Annotated in this window: 22 protein-coding genes; 5 read left to right on the plus strand and 17 right to left on the minus strand. The window is 41.5% G+C overall.

Annotated elements, in window-relative coordinates:
* Positions 1 to 1107, plus strand: a complete 1107-nt coding sequence (locus tag TV75_RS06955) for a GerAB/ArcD/ProY family transporter (RefSeq protein WP_044337886.1) — start codon at positions 1 to 3, stop codon at positions 1105 to 1107.
* Positions 1094 to 2323, plus strand: coding sequence for a Ger(x)C family spore germination protein (locus TV75_RS06960; RefSeq protein WP_044337887.1), 1230 nt, complete (start codon positions 1094 to 1096; stop codon positions 2321 to 2323). The genes TV75_RS06955 and TV75_RS06960 overlap by 14 nt, the downstream gene beginning before the upstream one ends.
* Positions 2324 to 2527: 204 nt before the next feature.
* Here TV75_RS06960 and TV75_RS06965 read toward each other — a convergent pair whose 3' ends face one another.
* The 3 genes from TV75_RS06965 to TV75_RS06975 are packed head-to-tail and all read right to left on the minus strand — an operon-like array spanning position 2528 to position 4168.
* Positions 2528 to 3082: a histidine phosphatase family protein gene (locus TV75_RS06965; RefSeq protein ID WP_044337888.1), complete on the minus strand. Its 555-nt coding sequence runs from the start codon at positions 3080 to 3082 to the stop codon at positions 2528 to 2530.
* 48 nt (positions 3083 to 3130) lie between these two features.
* Positions 3131 to 3616 carry a tetratricopeptide repeat protein gene (locus TV75_RS06970; RefSeq protein ID WP_044337889.1) on the minus strand — a complete coding sequence of 162 codons (486 nt, stop codon included), beginning with the start codon at positions 3614 to 3616 and terminating at the stop codon, positions 3131 to 3133.
* A gap of 15 nt (positions 3617 to 3631) precedes the next feature.
* Entirely contained in the window at positions 3632 to 4168 is a 537-nt protein-coding gene (locus tag TV75_RS06975) for a GNAT family N-acetyltransferase (RefSeq protein WP_044337890.1), read from the minus strand.
* A gap of 307 nt (positions 4169 to 4475) precedes the next feature.
* Here TV75_RS06975 and TV75_RS06980 point away from each other — a divergent pair, with 307 nt between their 5' ends.
* From TV75_RS06980 to TV75_RS06990, 3 genes are all read left to right on the plus strand, one after another.
* Positions 4476 to 5426, plus strand: coding sequence for an L-lactate dehydrogenase (locus tag TV75_RS06980; protein ID WP_044337891.1), 951 nt, complete (start codon positions 4476 to 4478; stop codon positions 5424 to 5426).
* An 87-nt stretch (positions 5427 to 5513) separates the two neighbouring features.
* The gene (locus tag TV75_RS06985) at positions 5514 to 5945 is read left to right on the plus strand and encodes a hypothetical protein (protein WP_044337892.1); all 432 of its coding nucleotides are present in this window, start codon (positions 5514 to 5516) and stop codon (positions 5943 to 5945) included.
* A gap of 8 nt (positions 5946 to 5953) precedes the next feature.
* On the plus strand, positions 5954 to 6607 hold the full coding sequence (locus TV75_RS06990) for an SIMPL domain-containing protein (protein WP_052504441.1): 654 nt from the start codon (positions 5954 to 5956) through the stop codon (positions 6605 to 6607).
* 172 nt (positions 6608 to 6779) lie between these two features.
* On the opposite strand, the gene TV75_RS06995 is transcribed toward TV75_RS06990, so the two are convergent.
* The 14 genes from TV75_RS06995 to TV75_RS07060 form a co-directional block, all read right to left on the minus strand.
* Positions 6780 to 7319, minus strand: coding sequence for an NAD(P)H-dependent oxidoreductase (locus TV75_RS06995; RefSeq protein WP_044337893.1), 540 nt, complete (start codon positions 7317 to 7319; stop codon positions 6780 to 6782).
* Between the two features lie 75 nt (positions 7320 to 7394).
* Positions 7395 to 7820, minus strand: coding sequence for a MarR family winged helix-turn-helix transcriptional regulator (locus TV75_RS07000; RefSeq protein ID WP_253275475.1), 426 nt, complete (start codon positions 7818 to 7820; stop codon positions 7395 to 7397).
* A gap of 72 nt (positions 7821 to 7892) precedes the next feature.
* On the minus strand, positions 7893 to 8699 hold the full coding sequence (proC, locus tag TV75_RS07005; protein WP_044337894.1) for a pyrroline-5-carboxylate reductase: 807 nt from the start codon (positions 8697 to 8699) through the stop codon (positions 7893 to 7895).
* Between the two features lie 318 nt (positions 8700 to 9017).
* Positions 9018 to 10040, minus strand: coding sequence for a phosphotransferase enzyme family protein (locus TV75_RS07015; RefSeq protein WP_044337896.1), 1023 nt, complete (start codon positions 10038 to 10040; stop codon positions 9018 to 9020).
* 11 nt (positions 10041 to 10051) lie between these two features.
* Positions 10052 to 10372 carry a YciI family protein gene (locus tag TV75_RS07020; protein ID WP_044338059.1) on the minus strand — a complete coding sequence of 107 codons (321 nt, stop codon included), beginning with the start codon at positions 10370 to 10372 and terminating at the stop codon, positions 10052 to 10054.
* Between the two features lie 115 nt (positions 10373 to 10487).
* Complete coding sequence (locus tag TV75_RS07025) at positions 10488 to 11225, minus strand: alpha/beta hydrolase (RefSeq protein WP_044338060.1); 738 nt, start codon at positions 11223 to 11225, stop codon at positions 10488 to 10490.
* Positions 11226 to 11286: 61 nt separating this feature from the next.
* Positions 11287 to 12003, minus strand: coding sequence for a DUF421 domain-containing protein (locus TV75_RS07030; protein ID WP_156142332.1), 717 nt, complete (start codon positions 12001 to 12003; stop codon positions 11287 to 11289).
* A 110-nt stretch (positions 12004 to 12113) separates the two neighbouring features.
* The gene (locus TV75_RS07035) at positions 12114 to 12605 is read right to left on the minus strand and encodes a hypothetical protein (protein WP_044337897.1); all 492 of its coding nucleotides are present in this window, start codon (positions 12603 to 12605) and stop codon (positions 12114 to 12116) included.
* 140 nt (positions 12606 to 12745) lie between these two features.
* Positions 12746 to 13906, minus strand: a complete 1161-nt coding sequence (gene yhbH / locus TV75_RS07040) for a sporulation protein YhbH (RefSeq protein WP_044338062.1) — start codon at positions 13904 to 13906, stop codon at positions 12746 to 12748.
* 286 nt (positions 13907 to 14192) lie between these two features.
* Positions 14193 to 14366 carry a hypothetical protein gene (locus tag TV75_RS21790; RefSeq protein WP_156142333.1) on the minus strand — a complete coding sequence of 58 codons (174 nt, stop codon included), beginning with the start codon at positions 14364 to 14366 and terminating at the stop codon, positions 14193 to 14195.
* A gap of 78 nt (positions 14367 to 14444) precedes the next feature.
* A complete protein-coding gene (locus tag TV75_RS07045) occupies positions 14445 to 14627 on the minus strand; it encodes a hypothetical protein (protein ID WP_044337898.1) in 183 nt (60 codons plus the stop codon).
* Between the two features lie 98 nt (positions 14628 to 14725).
* Complete coding sequence (locus TV75_RS07050) at positions 14726 to 16621, minus strand: PrkA family serine protein kinase (protein WP_044337899.1); 1896 nt, start codon at positions 16619 to 16621, stop codon at positions 14726 to 14728.
* 399 nt (positions 16622 to 17020) lie between these two features.
* Positions 17021 to 18310, minus strand: a complete 1290-nt coding sequence (locus TV75_RS07055; protein WP_052504445.1) for a purine/pyrimidine permease — start codon at positions 18308 to 18310, stop codon at positions 17021 to 17023.
* Positions 18307 to 18978 carry an ankyrin repeat domain-containing protein gene (locus TV75_RS07060; protein WP_044337900.1) on the minus strand — a complete coding sequence of 224 codons (672 nt, stop codon included), beginning with the start codon at positions 18976 to 18978 and terminating at the stop codon, positions 18307 to 18309. Before TV75_RS07060 ends, TV75_RS07055 begins: the two co-directional genes overlap by 4 nt.
* Between the last annotated feature and the right edge of the window lie 14 nt (positions 18979 to 18992).

Here is an 18992-nt window from a genome sequence, read left to right on the forward strand (position 1 = left end):
ATGAGAATCAAGGAGGATCAGAAGGTAAGAACAAGGGAATTTGTTGCGATTATCATGCTGATTCTTGGGATAAAGTTCACTGATATGACCGCTACCATCCTTTTTAAAGAGACGACTACTGCAACCTGGATGATTCCGTTTATATCAGCGGTCATTATCATCATTCCACTTGTGACTATTCTTTCCTTAGTGAAGCAGTACAAAGATTTAAACATTATTGAAATTGCCAACCAGGTAACCGGCAAGTATATAGGGTTCTTCATAGGGATGATATTATTTCTGATTGCTTATTCTTCAACTATCGTAAACACAAGAGGTTATGTTGATATTATCACGTCAATGTACTTCCAGGAATCTACAAACCTAACCTACTATATTCTACTCGTAGGAGCTTCCTATTATTTAGCAAATCGTGGATTATTGGCTATTGGGCGTACAGCTTGGATTTGTATTCCATATGTAAAAATCTCGTTATTATTGGTCATCATTCTAATGTGGAATAAACTCTATTTCAGTCATCTTTTTCCTATACTGGGTCCCGGGCTCAAGCCATTGCTGATGGAAAGCGCAAAATACTCATCCATATCAGGAGATATATTGTATATGGCCATGATTTTTCCATTCGTTAAAGGTTTCAACTCCTTTAAAAAGGGAATTCTTATCGGCTATGGAATCGTTGTAATGGAATTGTCTTTATTTCTTGCCGTATTCATCGCATTCTTCGATTACCCTACATTCGAATTTATCGCTTATCCTTTTCATGAACTATTACGCATGATTAGGTTGGGAAGGTTTGTTTCTCATGTTGAATCTCTTTTCTTTGCTTTTTGGTGTGTAGCGAGCATTATTCGCTTTTCATTTTATCTGTATATCTCTGCTTATGTATTCTCTGCTACGCTTAAAATAAAAGAATTTGAACCTTTATTGCTCCCTTTGGCAGCCCTGACTGTGGTCATTGGCATATTACCTGAGAACAATATCAAAAACATGCTTTACTTTAGGGGAGATTTCATTTTAACATTCGGTTCCCTGCTGCTTTTCTTGATTCCTATATTGATTTACCTTGTTTCTAAAGGAAAAGAGGTTTTAAAGAATGAAAAGGGCTAAGGTGCTGTCCATTTTTATAGTCTTCGTGTTTTTAAGTGGATGTGCCAATAAAATTGAAATAGAGGAAGCTGGTTTTGTACTGGTCATCGGCTTGGACAAACCTGTTGACGGAAAGGGAATCGTCATTACATTTCAACTGGCAGACCCGTTGTCGGGAAGTCCTGGAAGTCAGCCTGCAGGTCAACAAGAGGAAAAAACAATCACCCTCCAGGCTCCAGACCTCATTACGGCTAAATACTTATTAAACGTATCTGAAACGAGGAAGATTAACTTTTTCCATACTAAAGCCATGGTAGTAGGTGAAGAATTCGCCAGATCAAAGGAGTTCCTCCCTTTAATCAGTACACTAGCCAGGGATCCACAAGTCAGAAGGGATATGTTTATGATTGTGTCGAAAGAAAGGGCTGAAGATTATCTCAGAAACAACAAGCCCGCATTTGAAACAAGTCCACACAAATATTACGATTTCATGTCGCGTAGGTGGGATATCAGCTCCATGGTCCCACCCTCAACTTATCACCAATTTTTAACTCAGACAGAAGCAGATGCAGGTCTTTCACTCAGTATTTATTCTACCGGGATTAAAAAAGAAGCAAAAAACACATTGAATGAAGATGATATTCTTTCTGGACAGCTTGATAAAAAAGGGGGGACACCCACACAAATGATTGGAGCAGCGGTTTTTAAAGAAGGGAAGATGATCGATACTTTTACCGGGGAAGAAGTCAGGCTGATTTCCGTATTGACCACTGGAAAAAAACCTCAACAAATGCGCTTTTCCTTTCCCGATCCCTTAAATGAGGAATTTAGAGTGATAGGGAATTCAAGAAATATTAGTACGAAGGTTCATGTCGATGTTTCAAAGCCGTCCCCATCCATCCAAGTCGATGTGTGGATGTCCGTGACGATTCTTTCTATTCCAAGTGCCGTCAATTACGTTGAAGACATCCGTAAGCAAGAGCTACTTGATGAGCATCTACAAGAACGGTATAAAGAAATCAGTAACAGGTTCATCATAAAAACTCAAGAATTAGGCGCAGAGCCCTTTAGATGGTATTTAGAAGGTAGGAAACAATTTTTAACATTGGATGATTATCAAAAATACGACTGGATGAAATCCTATCCCGATGCAGATGTGGATGTGAACTTCCACATCAGGCTTGATCAATTCGGAAAACATTTACGACCGAGGAATCTTGAAAAAATTAGAGATTGATGGAGGGATGGGCATGGACACATTTTTGTATTTTTTTATCGTCTTGATTTCCCTCTACACTTTCAGATTTACAAAGTTCGTTTGGAAGGATGGGAATAAGTCGGGAGCGGTTTTTGTAGCTACCCTTGCAGTGTTGCTTTTAATCCTACCTTTAGTCAATCGATTTATTTTTAATAATCGCTAATAAAAATGACCTGTGCATAACTAATACACAGGTTTTTCCACGTCGACCAGCCTTTCATGATCAAATGTAAGCCTATAGACATCCGGCATCTCAAGATTCTTCCAAAAATCATAGTCAAATCGTTTATCGAAGTGATTCAAAACAAGGACCATAAGATTTCCATGTGTACCTACGGCCACTCTTTTCCCCCGATATGTATTCAACAACGAAAAAGTAGCACTCACACCTCTTTTCTGGGCAAGGAGATTTGATTCTCCTCCTTGAAACGCAAAAGAAGGACACTTCCAAACTTTACAAATAGCTGAATCGAAGTCCTCCACCGGTTTTGTCGACAACAATCGCTCTTTAAGGCCATCTAGAAGGATTATTTCTTTATCCTTATCGACCACCAGTCCTTCTACTGTTTGTATGGCTCTTCTATAAGGACTTGAACAGACGACTTCTATTTTTTCTTTTTTTAACTTATCGGTGATTCTTTCTGCATCACGCTTTCCTCGTTCCGATAACGGTCTGTTTAATTCATCCGGAGTATATACAGAATGTGCGTGCCTGATAAAATATAAAAATGTTTTCATATTGTGTCCCTTCACGTCTTAAATATGTTTCGATAAATGTATCGCTTACTATTTCCACACCTTATCCAATTGATTGGAATAGTATAAAATCGCCTTATGATAAGCTTGTATGTCAGCGTCACAAGATGTATTACAAATACTTATCAATAGCAGCTCCATCGCTTGACTGTGTTTGTTCAAATTGTAGAGGGTCATGGCATAAAAGACCGACATCGCTTTATTTTCAGGGAATCGTCGGATTCCTTCCTCGAACACGGATTTACTTTTTTCATACTCACCCAATGTCCGATATGTACTACCCAATCCAAGGTAGGCGCCTTGTAAATCTTTATCATCCAGTCCCAATTGAATCGAATTCTCGTAATAAGGAACGGCTTCGCTTTCGAGTCCCATTTTGTCATGGGTCCATGCACATTGGTAATGCAGAAAACCATTATCTGGGTCTCCCTGAATCAATCGCTTCCACCTTTCAATGGAAGCTTGGCATTCTCCCGACTCTCTCAATTCAATGGCTTCTTCTATTTTTTTATTCATCTTAAAGTCTCCCATTTATTCGGGAATGAACTCCATCAGCCAGGAATCATGATGTTCCCCTTCATGAAGCTCATGCTCCCGCAGTATTCTCGCTTTACAGTATCCACATTTCTCATAGCATCGGATCGCCCTGGTGTTCCAGGTCATGGGATCCACCACAAGGCGGTGGACCCCCTCTTTCTTAAGCAAGTACTCTACTACAGTTCGAATGAGTTGCGTCCCTATTCCCCGGTTCCAATATGTCGCTTCTCCGATGAATTGATCCGTACCGTAGATCACTTCATCTAAATTCGAGTAACCATACCGGATCATTGTTTCTTCATCGAGCTGGTAATACTGGAGATAACCGATTTCATCCCCCTTATACTCAACCAGACAACCTGAGACGTCCCTTTCCGCAAGGAATTTCTCCTCCACCAGCTGAAGGGTGAAGGGGCGGTCCCTCCCTTCATAAAACTCCAGTACTTCGGGATCCTGCAACCACCTTGCCAACGTGTATTTATCCCCCTCCACTAAAGGGCGGATAAATAAGTCCCCACTCCTGACATTCATACACACACCTCCCATAACTCTCATCTTCCTCTATACATTCATCACACATCAGAAAAAACCCTTTTTTCTTTGAGGGACAAGTCACCTGGACAAGTCTTTGTATATGTCAATATTGTGAATTAATTCACAATCAAGTATGTTATGCTATATTTCAGAGTAGAATATCAATGTGTTTCATGTTATCATTTGGTTGTGAATTACTTCACAATGTACTGACCAAATATCTTTCAACTCTCATTTCATTCTTTAAAAACTTAACATTGCTATGAATCATACTACCAAAAAACTTATGAATAGGTGATGACGTATGACAACCAAATGCACAAACAAAGTAGCTTTAATCGGTACAGGATTTGTGGGTTCAAGTTATGCCTTTGCTCTTCTAAATCAAGGAATCGCACATGAACTTGTAATGATTGATTTGAATAAGGAGAAAGCTGACGGAGACGCACGTGATTTAAACCATGGTCTTGCTTTCGCTTCCCCTATGAAAATATCTGCAGGAGATTACAGTGATTGTAAGGATGCTGACCTGGTCGTGATTACTGCAGGAGCGAATCAGCAGCCTGGCGAAACCCGTCTGGACCTGGTGGAAAAGAACGTGAAAATCTTCAAAAATATTGTAGACTCTGTTATGGATAGTGGGTTCAACGGCATTTTCCTTGTGGCGACGAATCCAGTCGACATCTTAACGTATGCAACGTGGAAATTTTCCGGCCTGCCGAAAGAAAGAGTCATAGGATCAGGAACGATTCTCGACACAGCCAGACTTCGTTACTTAGTAGGAGAGCACTTTGATATTGATACACGGAATATTCACGCCTATATTATGGGAGAGCACGGCGACACGGAATTTCCCGTTTGGAGCCACACAACTGTAGGAGCAAGTCATCTAAGTGAGTTAATTGACCTCCACAGGGATGACGTGCAGAAACAGCTCGATGACATATTCATCAATGTAAGGGACGCAGCCTATCACATCATTGAACGGAAAGGCGCAACCTATTATGGCATTGCCATGGGCCTTGCCAGGATTACCAAAGCGGTCTTTAACAATGAAAATAGTATATTAACCGTTTCCGCCCTCCTTGAAGGAGAGTATCAACAAGACGATATCTACATCGGTGTTCCTGCGATTATTAATCGTGAGGGCATCAGGAAAGTCGTCGAGCTTCCATTAAATGATAAAGAAAAAGCTCAATTCGCTCACTCAGCCGAAACACTCAAACATGTGATGAAAAAAGCGATGGAGACTTGATTCATTCCCTTAGCTAACTTAATAGACACGCACGCCCACCCAACCTCCTCATAAGATAAAGAGAATTCTTTATGAGGAGGTTCTTCTATGTACGATCACAGACAATTATTCCCTGGTTTTCCAGGCGGAGGAGGCGGCGGCTTTCCTGGATTCCCTGGAGGTGGCCAAGGTTCAGGTGGCGGCTTTCCCGGTTTTCCTGGTGGAGGACAAGGCGCCCCGAGCTCTCCACCACCTGCAGGCGGACAAAATCAACCACCACCCGGACCACCACCGAACTTCCAACCGCAAAAAACGGTGATGCAAGGAACCCAAGGTGGACCTAGTGTCTTTGCAGTAGATCCAGGTGCCATCAGGAGATGTTTATTCAGGTACACTTATATTTGGTTAAGAAGAGATGCTTTCTGGTTCTATCCTGTCTTTGTCGGACGCCGTTCCATTGCCGGATGGAGATGGATCGGATTCACATGGGTTTACTTCGGTATCGACTTGGATAAAATTGAATCCTTTACGTGCGTGTAGGACTGCTCATGTATTCATATCCATACTATAGGACCGGCAACACCAATGGGACGATTACTGTAACAGGTGAGCATACACTTTATGTAGATCCTGATCAAGCCATTGTCTCTATCGGCGTCGTCACTAAAGATGAAGAGCTTGAAGCGGCCCAAAGCCAGAACCAGCAACAATCGAGTAAAGTCATTCAATCCCTGTTAAACAATGGAGTGTCACAAAAGGATATCCAAACCACCACCTATCAAGTGTTCCCACAATACAACTATGAGGACGGGAAGCAGATTTTCACAGGATATGAGGTTCGCCAAGTATTCAGGGTTACCATTCAGGACATTGAAAAAGTCGGGATGATTATTGATGATGCTATAAAGAGCGGTGCGAATCGTGTAGAAAACATTTCATTTGTCAATTCAAATCCCATCGAATCTTATCAGCAGGCCCTTGCTATCGCATATCAAAAGGCCTATCAAAAAGCACTCACATTATCCAGCCAATCGGGGCAGCAGCTCAATCCCCAGCCAAAGTCCATCACAGAGCAATCAAGCCCAATCGTCACCCCCTTTATGACTACCGGATTTGTGAAAGCCGCTGAAGAAAGTACAGCCGTCCAGCCAGGACAAATTGCCGTCACAGCCATCCTGACAGTAGAATTTCATAGCAGCTAAACAATAAACTGCCAAAGCAGATCACTACTTTGGCAGTTTGAATAAAGTGAAGGTGGACGGACCTTCAGGCTTTGTGTTTTATAAGAAGGGTTCTTCTTTTATGTATCAAAACCCTCTTCCCCCATGAAAATAGTAAAGAGCCCCTCCCCAGAACGAATGAGCTCTTCCTATCCTATCGACCAAACTTCAACTCAGGATTCACCACATGTGCTGCCACTTTTTCAGCAGACGCAACCACTTCATCGTCACTCATCATTCGAACCCCATGCTCTACATAAGCAGGCAAGAAAGTCATTCCCGTTAAGTTGGCAGTAGCCTGCAGTGGTTTCAGCAGTTCACTCATTGAGTAGTGATTAAAGCCTCCTGATCGGTAAGCTCCGCCCGGACCACCGGTTGAAGTCACGACTAAGAATTCTTTTCCGTGAAGCTTCGTCCCCTCTGCCCCATAAGCCCATCCATATTCTAACACCTTATCCTGCCATTCTTTCAACATCGCCGGTGTGCTGTACCAGAAGAATGGAAATTGGAAGACGATTCGGTCATGTTCCAATAAAAGATTTTGTTCTCTCTTAACATCAATGTTCATGTTCGGATACTCTTTATATAAGTCATGCACAGTAACGTTCTCTTCCTTTTCCAAACGTTCTGACCAGGCTTTGTTCATTGTTGATTCTTGTAAATCTGGATGTCCTACTAAAACTAGTGTTTTCAATTCAATCACTCCTTATTTGTATGTACAAATAATATCATCATTTGTTTGTACATACAAATATAACATTAAAAAATTTTATTTTTTATTTTCCAATATCGAATTTGCTTCGTTCACATCACGCGTCAGCTTCCGGGCCTGTTCCTCACCCATGATTTCAGCATAGCGTTTAAACAGGTTCTTCCAGCACTGAGAAATGTCATCCTGCATGCTATAGCCTTTGTCCGTCAGGGCAATGATTGCTAGCTTTCCTTTGTTCTTTCGTGTAACAAGTCCCTTCATTTCTAATTTATCTACAAATCGGGTACTTGTTGAAGGAGCGATATTTAAAGCTCCACTAAGCTCTTTTTGTGTTAGACCGTCTTTATCCTTTAAGGTCATCAACAAAAATGCATAAGTGGGAGACAAACCGATTGGGGCAAACTCTTCCTCCGCCATCTTGTTCATCATTCTTGCCAAGTGATTGGCAGAGAAATAGAGACAGTTACAGAATTGATCTTCCACTATCCTCGACCTCCGTTTATGTTTGTATGTACAAACTACATCAGTCATGAGTATTTGTCAATGGTTTCCACTCTACTCACCCAGGGAATTCGATTTACGGCTGCATGCTTCCATTGCCGTTAAAATGGCTCCTTTAAAATTATTTTTCTCCAGAGCTGACACTGCTTCTATCGTTGCTCCGCCCGGTGAACAAACGGCATCCTTCAGTTCCCCTGGATGAGTGCCCGTTTCAAGGACCATTTTCGCCGCTCCAAGTACAGCCTGTGATGCCAGCTGGTAGGCTAGATTTCTCGGGATGCCCTCGAGAACGGCTCCATCAGCGAGTGCTTCTATGAACATAAATACATATGCAGGAGATGATCCGCTAACAGCAGGAATGGCATTCATCAAGCCTTCTTCCACTTTCTCAGCCTTTCCGAAGCTTTCTAAAATAGCTCGCACAGCTTCGAGATCCACTTCTTTTACTTCCTCATTCACACAATAGGCTGTCATGCCTTCCCCGACAAGAGACGGTGTATTAGGCATGGTCCGGACGATTTTCATCGATTTAGAAAGCTGATTCTCCATCCATTCAATCGTGATTCCCGCTGCAATGGTAATGATGATGGCATCCTCTTTCAAAGAATCCTTTATCGATTCGATAATGCTTTGATATTGGTCAGGTTTCACTGATAAAAACACAATGTCTGAAAAGGCTGCTACGCTTTTATTATCTCTCGTAACACCTACTCCAAATTCACCTGCTACTTTTTCCAGCGTCTCTTCGGTTCTGGCACTTGCTTTAACCGAACGTTTATCAACTAAACCGGACTGCAATATTCCACCCATGATCGCTTGTGCCATATTTCCACACCCTATAAATCCAATGGTTTTATCCATTTTTCCACCTCTTCAGTTTGTATGTAAATAGTCTTTAGCATCATATCAAATTTATCTCCAAATATAAAATGAACGGCATTTAAAAAGGTTCAAAGGAGAAATCCTTCAAACCTTTCCATCATTCCACCAGCTTCCCGCAATGGGGACAAAGAGATTTTTGATAATCCTTTGGAATCTTCCTGTGACAATGATTGCATGTCTTCACATACACAGGCTGATCAAATAAATCCTCAGACATACCATACCCACTCTTATAGGTCGTCCTCATAAGCCGGACTAATAATCCGATGATCACACCTGTCATAAGGAGTGCCCAAATCATTCCGCTCTCGCTTTTTCAAGAATTTCACCGTAGTCCAGATCAACGATTGGCTCATCTTTGAGCAATCTGTCCCTGACCTGAGAAAGAAGCGACTCTTCGACCTCCGATAAATTCTCAAGATCCCACTTTTTATGAAAAACAGAATACAGTGTTAAATCCCTGAGCAGCAGGAAATGAGGGATTCGGCCCACCCACTCTTCTTCTAAATCACACTCTGTCAGATATCCTTTTAAAAATGAAACGAGAAACTTTCTGCCAAATTCACTGCGGATATCTAAGTTCTCATTACGAAACTTCCACCATACGGAGTAGTAAAGTGGAATGGCGACGTCACTTATAAAAAAGAACTGTGTACTATCATCAAAGTCAAACACATGAATAGTACCCTCATCATAAAAAAAGTTCCCTGGATGGATGTCTGAGTGAATCAGTCCAAAGGTATCTTTCGTTTCCTCATAGCTTTTGATCGTTTTTTTATTTATCTCACCTTTTTCAATGATGTACTCATCTTTCACAGGAGATAAATACTTCTCATAATTCAACACATCATCCTCTTCCCAGCGGTCACGACGATCTTCACCCTGGACATATTCTTTTGTCACCCGATGCATATGTCCGGTGACTTTCCCCCATTTGTAGAAAAGTTCCTCATCGAACAATGGATCAATTATTTTAACCGGACTGCCTGGGGCTTTATGAAACAAACACACATAGAAATACGTGTCTTCTGCTTTGATCACTTCTACGAGCTTTCCTTTATCAGATTGATTGACTAATGATACATTCACTCCGTGTTTATGTAGGTAGTTAATCCACTTCAGTTCTGCTGTCACTTCTCTTTCTGATCGATGAGAGCAGTGGGTGAGGCGGAGGATATAAGGGGTGTCTCCCTTATGCACCTCATACACATAATTTTCAAAGTCTCCGAGTTTCTTCGCTTTGGCAGTGTTACAGCCATATCGTGAGGCTGCTTCCGCCAATACCCCTTCTGTAAAAAGTTCTTCAATCCATTTTTCCATCGAACCTTCTCCTACTCTACTAAAGTATTGGATTCTTTTCTCAGGAGAGCCACTCGATACGGATACAGTTCTGCTGTCATGATCCCCTCTTTCACGGCGGGATCTTCCTGCATGAAAGCCCTGGCTTTTTCCCCATCTTCCACTTCAAAAATAACGATTCCAAAAGCATTTTCTTCTTCATTTAAAGTTCTGCCGGCAAGGATCACCTCTCCGGAGCCCGTAAGCTCCTTCAGCCTCTCAAAATGACGTTGTACAATCCCCTCATCCACGGTTGTCCAATTTTCTTCTTTATGTAAGCGCGGGATGAGCTTTAAAACATAGATAAATTCCATCTGTATCGAACCTCCTTCTTCTCTATATATACTACCTCCCTTAACAGGATTCCTCCATCTTGACATGTAAAAAAGCTGTTGAGCGTGCTCAACAGCTTTCATGATAAAAATGGAATCAATGTTCTCTGATCCATTCATCCATCGTCCGTATGATTTCATCCTGCTGCTCCCAAGATGGAATATCCGCTTCCAGATCTCCCTTTTGCGGACCATACATTCCGAAGCCTGCATGATTTCCCCCTTCAATTTCGTGGTAAACCGTTGATGGTGGCAATAACTTTTTACTTTCTTCAATATCATCCCCTGTAGTAAGCCCATCATTCTCGGCAAAGATGCTGAGGAAAGGAACATCACTAGAGGAAAAATCCGCTGAGTTTGTCGGATAGGAAGCCAGGAAAATGACCCCTTTTACCACATCCTGATGATCATACGCGTATGAAGCAGCTGCAACGCCACCTAATGAGTGACCTGACACATACCAATCAAGCTTCTCATCAATACCGTTTATGATCTTTTCAGCCTCGTCAACACCAAGAAAAGCGATATGAAGGGGCATCCTTGGAATGACGACGGTATATCCCTTCTCAGAAAGTGACTTACCTAAATACCCGTAGGCCTCGACCTCCACCTTTGCTCCTGGATATATAATGAGCCCTTTGCCGTTAGACTCTCGGCTATCAAAAATAAGCCAGTCGTTTTTTTCTTGAATCAATGGATCCTCTTTGATTCTGATTGTCTTCATTACCTCTTCTGTAGCTGAATATGTCTGTTCTGACCAAACATAAAATCCGAGGCCACCTACAACTAAAATCCCCAGAAGAACAACTACAGTCCATTTGAGTAGCTTTTGCACAGGCATCACCTTTTTTGCTTCTAGTATACTCCTCTAACCTGATTTTTTCTTTTATGAATGCTCAGTTAAAGAAATCAGGATAGGTATGAATATCAGGTGTTTTCACAATATGGATTTCTTTCCTTGCATTGATGGAGGCATAGAATACCTCATCGATTGAAGTGAAGCCCGCTTTTTCTATTTCCCCCCATACCCACTTTTCCTCCACGTTTAATTTATCTAAAACGCTGGTATGCAGTACTCCATCTACAATAAGGGGGTATGCAAGGCTCGATCGCTTCATGATTCCTGCGTCTTCAGCTGTAACTGTTTGCTTTGAAGGCATCTTATGAATCGATAAACTTCCGTTCGGCTCAATGATTCCTATTTGCACATCTTCCAGTAGAAAAACTTCTTTTTCCCGAAGGAGCATCAAGATATTATCAATTGTATAACCAGTTTTCTTTAATTCTTTTTTTAGAATCTGACCGTTTTCAATGACAACAGTAGGTTCAAAGGAAAGAAGTTTTCCCATTTTTCGCGAGGAAATTTTCATTTTGGTCAAGATTTTTTGTAGTATACCAATCAGAATCATTGCCACGATCGTATGGATATGATTAATGTCAGGATCCGCTATATCAGCTCCTACGACAGAACCGAATACGAGTACCACTAAAAAATCAAATACCGGCAATTCCCCAATCGATCGCTTTCCCATATATAATGTGACAAAAATCATAAATGGAAGAATTGTAAAGATCCTTAATCCTACGATACCTAAGTCTTTAATATCTACCAACGCAACTCAAATCCTTTATGTGTCAATTAAGGATAGCTTTCCCTATCACACATCAATCATGAAGGCTTTTTCCAATTATAAAAAAGAACCAACCGTTTAGGCTGGTTCTTTTACTCATTTATCTTTTGAAATGTAAGGTTCTTTTCCCTCATTAAGTACTGCAAAGCTGTACGGAATGTCAAGAAGCTTTTGATACTGTGAAGCTCCCTTACACCTGAATTGATCATCACTCGAGTCAGAGACGGGGTAAATCCGACAAAGAGGGTTTCGATCCCCATTAAGCTGACAGATTTTTCTATATTGTGGATGTAAGTACCGAAGATGTCAATTTCGCCGATTTCTTTTTCTGATATGGCTGAGAAGTCTACAATGATTGTGTTAATATCCTCTCCATACGATACATCCAATATTTTTGAAATGATTTTTTCAAACCGCTCTGGGCTCAGTCTGCCCGTAATCGGGATCAAGATCGTTTCCGGGATGATGGATGGGATGATGGGGGCAGAGATCTCCATGATTAGCTGCTCTGATTGAGCAAGCTGTTCTTTCAATTCTTTAATTTCCTGCTTTAATTGTTGAGTTTCTTGACCTTCAGTTATCATGATAAACCTCACCACTTATAGAATGTTTTTAAAAGTACCTTTCTCTATTCTAGCATTTTGCATACAGAATAGCCTAATTTTTTAATATGTAAGCAGATAAGTAGATGACAATGAAAAACCAGCCTCATCGGCTGGTTTTCTCATGCGAATGCTTTGTCCTGTTCCTTGTGGAAGAAACTTTTCATTGCGTGGAACACATCGGCTTTTTGTTTGAGAATATAGTAGCGGAAATCGTCGTTTTTAATGTTCTTGTAGGCTGACATGAGAGTGGAATGACGGTTATACTGATTTACTTCCCCGTATCCAAACATGCTGGATACTTTCATTAATTCTTCTACAAGCTTGACACATCTCACGTTATCAGACGTTAGATTATCTCCATCAGAGAAGTGGAACGGATAGATGTTGTAGCGGCTCGGTGTGTACTTTCCATCGATGAGTTCCAACGCTTTACGATAAGCTGATGAACAGATGGTTCCTCCGCTTTCCCCTTTGGAGAAGAAATGCTCTTCTGACACCACTTTGGCTTCGGTATGATGTGCGATGAATTCAATTTCAACGGTTTCATATTTAGTGCGTAAGAAGCGGGTCATCCAGAAGAAAAAGCTTCGTGCCATATATTTCTCCCATACTCCCATACTTCCACTCGTATCCATCATGGCCAATACGACCGCTTTGGATTCAGGTTTCAACACTTCATTCCATGTTCTGAATTTCAAGTCTTCTGTATAGATCGGATGAAAGCTTGGTGCTCCTTTCATGGCATTCCTCTTAAAGGCAGACATCATCGTTTTCTTTTTATCTATATTCCCCATTAGGCCTGTTTTGCGGATATCGTTGAATTCAATGTGCTCGACGGTTTGAACATCTTGCTCCTTCTTCTTTAGGTTCGGAAGTTCCAATTGGCTAAATAAGGCTTCTTCAATCTCCAGCATCGACACTTCTGCTTCATAGTAATCTTCACCGGCTTTATCTCCGGCCCCTTGACCTTTTCCAGGACCCTGCTGCTGTGGTGAGCCGTCTCTTGCAATGACGTCACCTACCTGACTCTCACCGTCTCCCTGCCCGACATGTTTATTCTTATCATAGTTGTAACGAATTTTATATTCATCTAAAGAACGAATCGGGATCTTGACGACGTCTCGACCATTGGACATGACAATGTTTTCTTCCGTAATCAAATCAGGTAAGTTATTTCGAATCGCATCCTGTACCTTCTCTTGATGTCTTTGTTGATCATCGTGACCTTTGCGGTGGAGGGCCCAATCTTCCTTGGAAATGACAAACTGATGATTATCCATTTGACTCAAATAATTCCCCTCCTTAAAGTTTTTTCACATTTCTTCATTCTCCTGCATACACTATGTTGACTGTCTAAACTGCTTTTATCCCATGAAGTGAAACGGGGATTACTCTATCCTATGCAGAAGTATTGATAAATTTACAAATAATTTCGACAATTAAACGTTCTTTTTTGATTGGACAAGCCTATTTTTCTGACAGGTTGTGTGGAAGTCATTGATCGTTCTATAGAAATGACTAAAAGGCGCGCTCAGGCAAAAAAAATAACCAGGCAGAAACACCTGATTAAGCTTCTTCTTCATATTGAGCCGGGTCTGATACTCGATTGTGTATCTTTAATTCGCCACTGGAACGTAATTTATCCATTTGCTTCCCTAACTTAATGACTTCCTCCATATTGGAGGCCATGCTTCCGTTAAGAGGTTCTGCTTCTTCTCGACGATGAGGTTTAGAAGACATCCTCTCCACCCACTTTCATTTAAGATAATGGGCCCAGCTCTCTATCTATAGACTATTATATTCAGAGTTTTCTGTCAACTATTCCTTGTCTTTGTCTTTAAATTGAACAGGATCGGGTTGTTTCTGGTCTTCTTTTAGCTCTTCATTCGTTCTGAGCTTGTCCATTTGCTTCCCCAGCTGCTCCATCTCTTCCATATCATGTGCCATGGAACCATTTTCAGGTTCATAGTTTTTATCCAGTTCATGTTTGTTTTTACTCATTTTTCTCACCTCTTGGCTACTACTTTTCCCGTTAGGTGAGAGATTTAAACTACAATGTGAAATCGGGAGGTGACTGGCACCTCCCGATTTCACTTCTATTATCGATTCAACAAGCTTCCTACGTAGCGCAGAAGTTCATTTGCGGAAGTTGAGTTGTAGCCGTGTTCATCGATGAGACGGGCAACGACTTCGTTTACTTTCTTCAGCTGCTGTTCGTCTGGCGTTTTGGATGAAGTCGTGATTTTCACTACATCCTTCAAGTCAGCAAATAGCTTCTTCTGAATGGCTTCTCGCAGACGATCATGTGAATTGTAGTCGAATCGCTTCCCTTTACGGGCATAAGCAGAAATACGGATAAGAATTTCTTCACGGAATGCTTTCTTCGCATTTTCCGAAATACCGATTTGTTCCTCGATCGAACGCATCAGCTTTTCATCCGGATTGATTTCTTCACCGGTTAACGGATCATGAAGCTTTGCCTTATTGCAGTATGCTTCAACGTTATCAAGATAGTTATCCATAAGCGTCTTCGCGGACTCCTCATATGAATACACGAATGCTTTCTGAACTTCTTTCTTGGCAATATCATCGTATTCTTTACGGGCAAGAGAGATAAAGTTCAAATACTTATCACGAAGTTCATTCGTAATGGATGGGTGCTGATCCAGTCCTTCTTTCAGGGCACGGAGAACGTCTAACGCGTTAATGGTCGGTATCTCTTTTCGGATGATCGTAGATGAGATACGGTTAATGACATAACGCGGATCGATTCCACTCATCCCTTCATCCTGGTACTCCTTCTTCATTTCATCCACATCAGCAGAGTTAAAACCTTCGACATTTTCACCGTCATACAAGCGCATTTTCTTGATCAGATCAATGTCACCGCGTTTTGGTTCTTTCAGACGAGTCAGAATCGTGAACATCGCCGCGACCCTTAACGTATGAGGAGCGACATGGACGTTTGACACATCACTTTCGTTAATCATTTTCTCATATATTTTCTCTTCCTGGGTGACCTTCAGGTTATATGGGACAGGCATGACGATGATACGGGAGTGTAAGGCTTCATTCTTCTTATTGGAAATGAAGGATCGATACTCCGTTTCATTCGTATGGGCCACAATCAGCTCATCAGCCGAAATCAGTGCAAACCGCCCTGCCTTGAAGTTCCCTTCCTGAGTAAGGGATAATAAATGCCATAAGAATTTTTCATCACACTTCAGCATTTCCTGGAATTCCATCAATCCCCGGTTTGCTTTATTTAATTCACCATCAAATCGGTAAGCCCGTGGATCTGATTCAGAACCAAATTCAGCAATAGTGGAGAAGTCGATACTTCCCGTTAAATCGGCGATATCCTGTGACTTTGGATCAGATGGACTGAACGTACCGATTCCGACACGTTTATCTTCAGAGAAAAAGACTCTTTCAACCTGGACGTCTTCTATGCGGCCATGATATTCTTTCTCCAAACGCATTGTATTTAACGGAGAGAGATTCCCTTCAATTCGAATGCCATATTCGTTGTAAAAATCTTCACGTAAATGTTGAGGAATCAAATGCAATGGATCTTCATGCATCGGACAGCCTTTGATTGAAAAGACGCCTCCTCTTTCAGTCCGGGAATACTGCTCCAACCCGCGTTTAAGCATGGAAACAAGGGTTGATTTCCCTCCACTGACTGGCCCCATCAATAACAAGATTCTCTTTCTGACATCTAATCGCTTCGCAGCAGGATGAAAGTATTCTTCAACGAGTCTTTCCAGCGCCTCTTCTAAGCCAAATAATTGATTGCTGAAGAACTTATACTTTCGTTTCCCCTCGACCTCCTCAACCCCGGCATCCTTAATCATATTAAAGACTCTTGAATGAGCGGATTGCCCAACCCAAGGCTTCTCTTTCAGCAGGTCTAAATACTGAGCAAACGTCCCTTCCCATTTCAGTTTCTCTTCTTCTTCTCGGTAATGTTCGATTTTTTTTAAAATATCCATAAGGACCTCCCCCTGTCGCTTAATGAGAGACGATTAATATACTGTATGCGCTTGGTCAACTGAACATGTTAACAAGATATATTTATTACAGACAAAGGTCCGATATTCATGGCAAACAATAGGGCCTGCCTGTGGAATAAAAAGGTTTCCATTTTCAATTCATCAAGCTGCCATCGTTTCAGTAAAAAAATGACTGATTTCATTCACATCAAATAAAAAATAGGCTATACTAAAGACAGACTGTGGAATAAGTGAAACTGGGAGGTTACCAAACATGGGTACTGTAATGATTTTAGGTGTATCTTTAGCGTTTTTAGTAGCGATTTTCACTGCTGGATACAATGATAAACCCGGCTCTAACTAATTCATAACCAAAAAAACTGGCCTTGGCCAGTTTTTTTAGTTATTGCGCCATATTAAATTAAGAGCTATCACTACAACCGTCCCCACGATCAACCCATTACTCATTACAATTTGAAGCGAATTCGGAAGGTCTTTGAAAAGATCCTGGGATTGAAAGAAGAGACTCGTGCCAGCCAAAAGCGAAACACCAATGATCGATAATTCCCTTTGTTTCAACTCAATCGAAGTTATCTTTTTTACCGAAATGATAAACATATTCACAATTGTTGAAAGTAACGCTGCACTTGCGATGGCTACGGGCAAAGTAGATACTACATGCACCACTTGTGGTATAAAGGATATGAGTAATAAACTGCCTGCTGCTATAAGAAATGGCAACCCGCTTCTTTGTTTCGTCGTTTGTACGAAACCGGATGTAACCGGTAAGGGCACAATGGCAAGAGCAGAGAAAATGGACGATAACCAATGATTGATCCCTCCGACAACAAACCCTCTTCTTATACTGTCTTGTTTATTGATTTTTTCCCCGTCGTAAACATCATACATCGAATCAATAGCTGCAATATTGTTTAGAATCAAGGTAAAAGAAAAAAGAATGGTCGCAATGATGATACTACCATTGATTGCAGGCGTCCCCCATGAAAATAATTCAGGCACAGCTGCACTATTAAGACTTCTCTGTCCAAAAGGGTTGGCAGCCCCACCGAACATGGCAAACACACCCCAGCCGACAATAATGCCGATCAAGAGTGAAAACTGCCTCCCCCATCCTTTTGCTTTAATTGACAGAATCACAATAAAGACAAAAACGAATATGGAAAGCATCGTCAGTTTCCAGTCAACGTTTCCTTCTTCCTGCACGATCATCCCATTAAAAAAGATACCACTAAGCTGAATCGCTAGAAGAAACAAAAATACACCTGAAACCAATGGTGGAAATACTCTTTGGTAAAATGATTTATTTTTCACTGCTCCCATGAGGATCAGTATACAACCTGCTAAAGCAAGTGAGCCCATACCAAGTGATAGTGATTCTTCAACCGACAGACCATTTCGCTCGGAAAAGGCTGCCAAAATAACAAACACACTTACCCAGGATCCAGCCGGTCCTTCAATGATCGGAAGGGAGTGTCCAATCACTTTCTGGAGTATCGAGCCGAGAGCAACCAGGAAAAGTGTTCTTTGCATTAACCCTGATATCTCGGTCTCACTTAATCCAAACACGCTACCGATTACAACCGGAAGAGCAATCGACGTTCCGATTAAAAACATGAGCCATTGAATGCTTTGTAGAGCGATTCCTACGCTCTGCCCTTTGTATTTCATGATCCTTTAACGGCTCCTGCTTTTAAGAGCATCTTCTCCATTTCAACATAACCTCTTTCCCTGGCATGCTCAATTGGTGATTTCCCTTCCCGATCAGGAATCGTTACATCTGCACCATGCTCGATTAATGTGGCAATGATCTCTTGATGCACCTCTCCACCATCACTCAATACGATGGCCTCCATCAAGGCCGTCCAGCCAAGATCATTTACATGATTGATATCGACGTTTGTTTTATCCAGTAAAAGTTTGACGGTCTCACCGTGGCCTTTTTCCGCAGCTGGAATGAGAGCGGTTCCGCCATATCGGTTCAGTAAAGCAGGATTTGCTCCCGCTTCGATCGTGAGAAGAAGGATGTCATTCATTCCTTCTGCACCAGCATACAGGAAGGGATTGTTTTTTAATTCATCCTTTAAATGAATATCAGCTCCCTTATCAATAAGCAATCGGACCATATCCGGATTATTTTGATACGTCGCCAGCATCACAGGCGTTCTACCAAGGGCATCCTGTTGATTAATATCGGCTCCTTCATCAATTAACGTTTCTACCTCTTCAATATATCCTTCTTTTATATAGGTGAAAATCACTTCTTTTTCCTCCTCTTGTGCATTTAACGAACATCCAGCTAGAGAACTGATAAAGATAGCAATGAGCATTTTCTTCATTTTCACTCCCCCTA

This window comes from Rossellomorea aquimaris (genome assembly GCF_000935355.1).
Lineage (GTDB): Bacteria > Bacillota > Bacilli > Bacillales > Bacillaceae_B > Rossellomorea > Rossellomorea aquimaris_B.

Excerpts from the sequence above, each read along its gene's own strand:
- TV75_RS06955 (WP_044337886.1), top strand. The coding sequence starts at position 1 with ATGAGAATCAAGGAGGATCAGAAGGTAAGAACAAGGGAATTTGTTGCG.
- TV75_RS06960 (WP_044337887.1), top strand. The coding sequence starts at position 1,094 with ATGAAAAGGGCTAAGGTGCTGTCCATTTTTATAGTCTTCGTGTTTTTA.
- TV75_RS06965 (WP_044337888.1), bottom strand. The coding sequence starts at position 3,082 with ATGAAAACATTTTTATATTTTATCAGGCACGCACATTCTGTATATACT.
- TV75_RS06970 (WP_044337889.1), bottom strand. The coding sequence starts at position 3,616 with ATGAATAAAAAAATAGAAGAAGCCATTGAATTGAGAGAGTCGGGAGAA.
- TV75_RS06975 (WP_044337890.1), bottom strand. The coding sequence starts at position 4,168 with ATGAATGTCAGGAGTGGGGACTTATTTATCCGCCCTTTAGTGGAGGGG.
- TV75_RS06980 (WP_044337891.1), top strand. The coding sequence starts at position 4,476 with ATGACAACCAAATGCACAAACAAAGTAGCTTTAATCGGTACAGGATTT.
- TV75_RS06985 (WP_044337892.1), top strand. The coding sequence starts at position 5,514 with ATGTACGATCACAGACAATTATTCCCTGGTTTTCCAGGCGGAGGAGGC.
- TV75_RS06990 (WP_052504441.1), top strand. The coding sequence starts at position 5,954 with ATGTATTCATATCCATACTATAGGACCGGCAACACCAATGGGACGATT.
- proC (WP_044337894.1), bottom strand. The coding sequence starts at position 8,699 with ATGGATAAAACCATTGGATTTATAGGGTGTGGAAATATGGCACAAGCG.
- TV75_RS07015 (WP_044337896.1), bottom strand. The coding sequence starts at position 10,040 with ATGGAAAAATGGATTGAAGAACTTTTTACAGAAGGGGTATTGGCGGAA.
- TV75_RS07020 (WP_044338059.1), bottom strand. The coding sequence starts at position 10,372 with ATGGAATTTATCTATGTTTTAAAGCTCATCCCGCGCTTACATAAAGAA.
- TV75_RS07035 (WP_044337897.1), bottom strand. The coding sequence starts at position 12,605 with ATGATAACTGAAGGTCAAGAAACTCAACAATTAAAGCAGGAAATTAAA.
- yhbH (WP_044338062.1), bottom strand. The coding sequence starts at position 13,906 with ATGGATAATCATCAGTTTGTCATTTCCAAGGAAGATTGGGCCCTCCAC.
- TV75_RS21790 (WP_156142333.1), bottom strand. The coding sequence starts at position 14,366 with ATGTCTTCTAAACCTCATCGTCGAGAAGAAGCAGAACCTCTTAACGGA.
- TV75_RS07045 (WP_044337898.1), bottom strand. The coding sequence starts at position 14,627 with ATGAGTAAAAACAAACATGAACTGGATAAAAACTATGAACCTGAAAAT.
- TV75_RS07050 (WP_044337899.1), bottom strand. The coding sequence starts at position 16,621 with ATGGATATTTTAAAAAAAATCGAACATTACCGAGAAGAAGAAGAGAAA.
- TV75_RS07055 (WP_052504445.1), bottom strand. The coding sequence starts at position 18,310 with ATGAAATACAAAGGGCAGAGCGTAGGAATCGCTCTACAAAGCATTCAA.
- TV75_RS07060 (WP_044337900.1), bottom strand. The coding sequence starts at position 18,978 with ATGAAGAAAATGCTCATTGCTATCTTTATCAGTTCTCTAGCTGGATGT.